5 protein-coding genes are annotated in these 4,167 nt (G+C 53.5%); all 5 read left to right on the top strand.

What is annotated here, in order from left to right; translation table 11 throughout:
* Positions 1–652: bacteriophage T4 gp5 trimerisation domain-containing protein (locus F0169_RS22885; protein WP_425274317.1), on the top strand; the 652-nt coding region annotated here is incomplete at its 5' end.
* Complete coding sequence (locus tag F0169_RS22880) at positions 649–1,506, top strand: DUF4123 domain-containing protein (RefSeq protein ID WP_152747692.1); 858 nt, start codon at positions 649–651, stop codon at positions 1,504–1,506. The genes F0169_RS22885 and F0169_RS22880, both read left to right, overlap by 4 nt.
* Positions 1,503–2,279: a hypothetical protein gene (locus F0169_RS22875; RefSeq protein ID WP_152747691.1), complete on the top strand. Its 777-nt coding sequence runs from the start codon at positions 1,503–1,505 to the stop codon at positions 2,277–2,279. The genes F0169_RS22880 and F0169_RS22875 overlap by 4 nt, the downstream gene beginning before the upstream one ends.
* 133 nt (positions 2,280–2,412) lie before the next feature.
* On the top strand, positions 2,413–3,186 hold the full coding sequence (locus F0169_RS22870) for a hypothetical protein (protein WP_152747690.1): 774 nt from the start codon (positions 2,413–2,415) through the stop codon (positions 3,184–3,186).
* 11 nt (positions 3,187–3,197) lie between these two features.
* Positions 3,198–4,154, top strand: coding sequence for a hypothetical protein (locus F0169_RS22865; protein WP_341869114.1), 957 nt, complete (start codon positions 3,198–3,200; stop codon positions 4,152–4,154).
* Positions 4,155–4,167 lie beyond the last annotated feature (13 nt).

The raw sequence follows: 4,167 nt of genomic DNA, 5'->3' as shown, positions 1-4,167 counted from the left end.
CAGCGTGTTTCGCAGCCGCAGCTCACCGGGCAGCAGCGGCTTCAACGAATTGCACTTGGAAGACCGCAGCGGCCAGGAGCTGATTTACCTGCGCGCTCAGCGGGACATGGAGCATCGGGTTGAAAACGACAGCCGTCTGCACGTCGGTAACGAGCGCAAGGAAATCATCAAGGGCAACAGCGTTGTCGTGTTGGAAGCGCAAGACCAGCGCACCGTCACCGCCGACCGCAAAACCCAGCTCAAGGCCAACGACTATTTATGCGTGGCGAACAGCAGCCACACCCGCGTCGGGCAAACGCTGGTCGCCGAAGCCGGTCAGGAAGTTCACCTTAAAGCCGGCGCGCGTTTGATTCTGGATGCGGGCGCAAGCATCACCCTGAAAGCCGGTGGGCAACACATCGTGATGGGCGCTGGCGGGATCTTCAGCAGTTGCGAGATTCAACTCGGCGGCGCGCCAATGCCAGGGACGCCGGCCAACCCAATACTGCCAGGGGCACTGACTGCGCTACTGGCGCCTGCCGAACTGCCACCGGTAATTGCGCCTTCCCAAAACGCGTTGATGGCCGATTCAAAACGTGAAAAGCCTGATTTTTGCCCAGTCTGCGAGGCCTGCAAAAACGCAGTGTGCTTGCCTGAAGGAGCCACAGCATGAGCACTCTGTCGCCTCGGCAATGGATGATCGAACAACGCCACCTCGGGTATCGCCTGTGCCTGATTCTCGACTCTGAGGGCGAGCACGAAACCCGTCAGGCGCTGATAGGCGCTCAAAACGCTGACCACTATTGCAGCGTGTACAGCGAAACACCGGTCGCAGAGTTGGCGAGTGCGGGGCCTTTTGTGTTCCTTATCGACAACCCTGACGATCGGCGATTGAACGCGTTGCTTGACGCTCCTGAAAGGAACTGGGGCTGGCTGGCCAGCGTTCCACTGGAGGCAGGGCTTAACGCGCTGGCCAAACATTGGCGTGACCGCCTGATTGTTGGGGCGCGACCGTATCAGGCGCTCTATCGTTTCCATGACAACCGGGTATTGACCCGCGCACTGGCGCATTTAACCGGCGGGGCTGTTGCGGGGTATTTGGGGCCGATTGCCAGCGTTTGCTATTGGCAGGGTGAGCACTGGCTAACGCTGAATAATTGTGCACCGGGTAACCACCCCGTTCCTGAGAGACCTGCCTGGTGCGAGGTGCCGGTTGAAAGTGATCAGTCCGCGCGCCTTCGCAAGGTCAATGCAAATCGCTACTTGCTGGCCGAACACCTGGAAGCCTACGCCCGAATTGCCGAGCAACAAGACGCTGACTTATGGCTCAGTACACAGTTGGAATTGGCTAAGTCTTGGGGCTGGCGGTCGCCCGAGCAAATAGAGTTTTTATTGGCCCAAAGTTTAACGGCAACCAACGGCGCACTTGCAGAGCGCTGGCGGGCGCGCTCTGGAGAAACACCAGTAACGCATTTCGAGCGTATTTATCAGGAAGTACAGTTTTGGCAAGGAGACGCGCCGTTATGAAATCTGTACTTAGAATCTTGTTCTTGGGGTTTTGCGTCGTGCCGATAGCAGGGTGTGCTATTGGGAAGTCGGATAGCTTCACCTTTTCGGCTGACTTTCCTCCTGATTTTACTTACGAGGCAGTCGCCAGGTACGCACCTGCCAAGGGAAAAACATGCACGGTTAAAAAGCCTCATATAGGTTACAACCAAAGATGGCACTTGGATTATAAAGAACGCTACAAGCGCGACTTGGAAATCCCCATCTATCGAACTATTGAAGGCTGTCCATTAGTTATCTATCGCGTTGAAGTTGAAGTCTACGGCACATATGGAAAAGCCCGTGGCGACTTCGGCGCAGATACAGCGATGATTATTATCAGGGAGCAATTGGAGGAGAAGTACAAAGGAGCTTTTGACTCTGCTGCAGAGGGCGCGATAAATGGTCAGTGTCAATGGCTGTTCCGTACCATGGGGGCTGAACGTTATATTTCAAAGGGACTCGTGTGCAAAAAAATCGACGACCACGGCTTGGTTACTAAAGGGCGTCCTGTGGGGGCTTACACCTTGGATCAGCTACCCGGTAAAACCGTAAAACTGAAAATTAAGCTGGTTGCAGAAGAAAGGCCAGGCTGGGGTGATACATGGGTCAAAGTTCCCAACGGTTGGAAACGTTGCATGGGCGAAGGTCCCGAAGATCAACGCGGTTACTGCCGTGGCAATTATAAGGACTTCAGCAGTTTCAAGATGCCCGATGGTCGTAGCTGCACCATTTACCCCGGCTGTAAAGAATAAGGAATCACTCAATGAGCGCATTGGATGAAGAGATAAAGCACCCGTTACATAGCCGCACGTTTAACTGCCCGCCCCAAGGCAACTTGACGATTTTTCGACTAGTTGATGGATCTCTGCAAGGGAACGCCTCGCTATGACGAATGCACATAAAACCCTGTTCCTGGGGGGCTGCGTAATGCTGATAACAGGCTGTACTACCGGGAAGTCGGAGAGCTTCACCTTCACGGCCGACCTGCCTCCAAACTTCGCTTACTCCGCTGTAGTTAAGTATGCGCCCGCCAAAGGAGAGACGTGTACGGTCACTCTTGATGACAACCCATACCTTGCCTTTAACAGAAAGTGGCGCACGGAGTATAAGCCCGAGTCCGAAGTGCCAATATACCGAACAGTCAAAGGCTGCCGGCTGGCTATCTATCGAATCGACTTGGAGATTAACGCGACCTATGGAAAAACCCGTGGAGACTTTAGCGGGGATACAACCGCTGTCATTATTCGAGAGCAACTGGAAGATCAGTACAAAAGAGCTTTTGATGCCACTGGTGAAGGCGTCATAAATGGTCAGTGCCAATGGCTGTTTCGTACTGTCGGGCCTGAACGTTATATTTCAAAGGGGCTCGTGTGCAAAAAAATCGACGACCACGGCTTGGTAACTAAAGGGCGCCCTGTAGGGGCTTACACCTTGGATCAACTACCGGGTAAAACTGTAAAGCTGAAGATCAAGCTGGCTGAGGAAGAAAGGCCAGGCTGGGGTGATACATGGGTCAAAGTCCCCAACGGTTGGAAACGTTGCATGGGCGAAGGCCCCGAAGATCAACGCGGTTACTGCCGTGGCAATTATGAAGACTTCAGCAGCTTTAAAATGCCGGATGGGCGTAGTTGCACCATTTACCCTGGCTGTACAGAATAAGGAACCCTGCAATGAGTACTTTGGATGATGAACTGAAGCACCCGCTCAACGATCGTATGTTTACCTGCCCTATTCGAGGTAAATGGACCAGCTTTCAGTTAGTTGATGAAAACGGTGAGGGGCAGCCATATGCCGGACTTGCCTATACAGTTATTGATACAGAAGGTTATGTATACGAAGCCAGGCTCGACAGCAGCGGCGCGGGCAAAGTAAACGACCATTTTGCGGGCCCGATCACCTTAATTCTTGCACATAAATATACTGGCACAGCCCGTCCCTATGAGGACTTACAACAGCGAAAACACTACCCACTGCCGATAACCGAACTGCAAGTTCGCGCCGAGCAAACCCGCCACCTTCATAAAGACGGCTCGCGCACTGCAACAAACCCTGCGCAAGCGTGTGCAGACTTTTTCTTCCAGGTCGAAGTTCGTCATTTCGTCGACCATGTTGCGCATTTACCGCCTGAAGTCGAGTGTCAATACCCGGCCATGCGGCGCTGGGCTTCACTGATGGGCGAGCATGGAAAGCGCGGGGTCTGTTTGCTTGCCAATAAGCACACTGTATTGGAAGTTCGTCCTCTACGCGCCCTGTGTCCGATGCTGTCTACTGACCCGCAGTTCTGTGCACTCAACCTGTATCAGCTCGCCATTATGGCCACCTTGAGCTACCACCCCTTTGGGCAGGAGCCCGACAAAACGCCCATCAGAGACAAAAAAGTAAGTTTCCCGAGCAAACCAAGCATGGGTAACTGGTTCGGTGATGCGCTGGCCAAATTCGATGAAATCTGGACAGTGGACCCAGCCCAAACCACCGCGTACTACCCACTATACGAAGATGTAGCGTATTCCAGGCGCTTGGAAATCGTACCGTTTGACCCTGATCTGTATCCAGCGAACAGCCCGGATTTAGAAACGGATCAAGAGACCCCGGCCAGCATTCAACTTTTGGATCGACCGAGGGCATAAAGTTGATACCGAC

Origin of the sequence: Pseudomonas kitaguniensis (genome assembly GCF_009296165.1) — a bacterium.
GTDB lineage: Bacteria > Pseudomonadota > Gammaproteobacteria > Pseudomonadales > Pseudomonadaceae > Aquipseudomonas > Aquipseudomonas kitaguniensis.
Note: the sequence above shows the minus strand (reverse complement) of the source record. Positions and strands in the feature narration are given on the sequence as shown.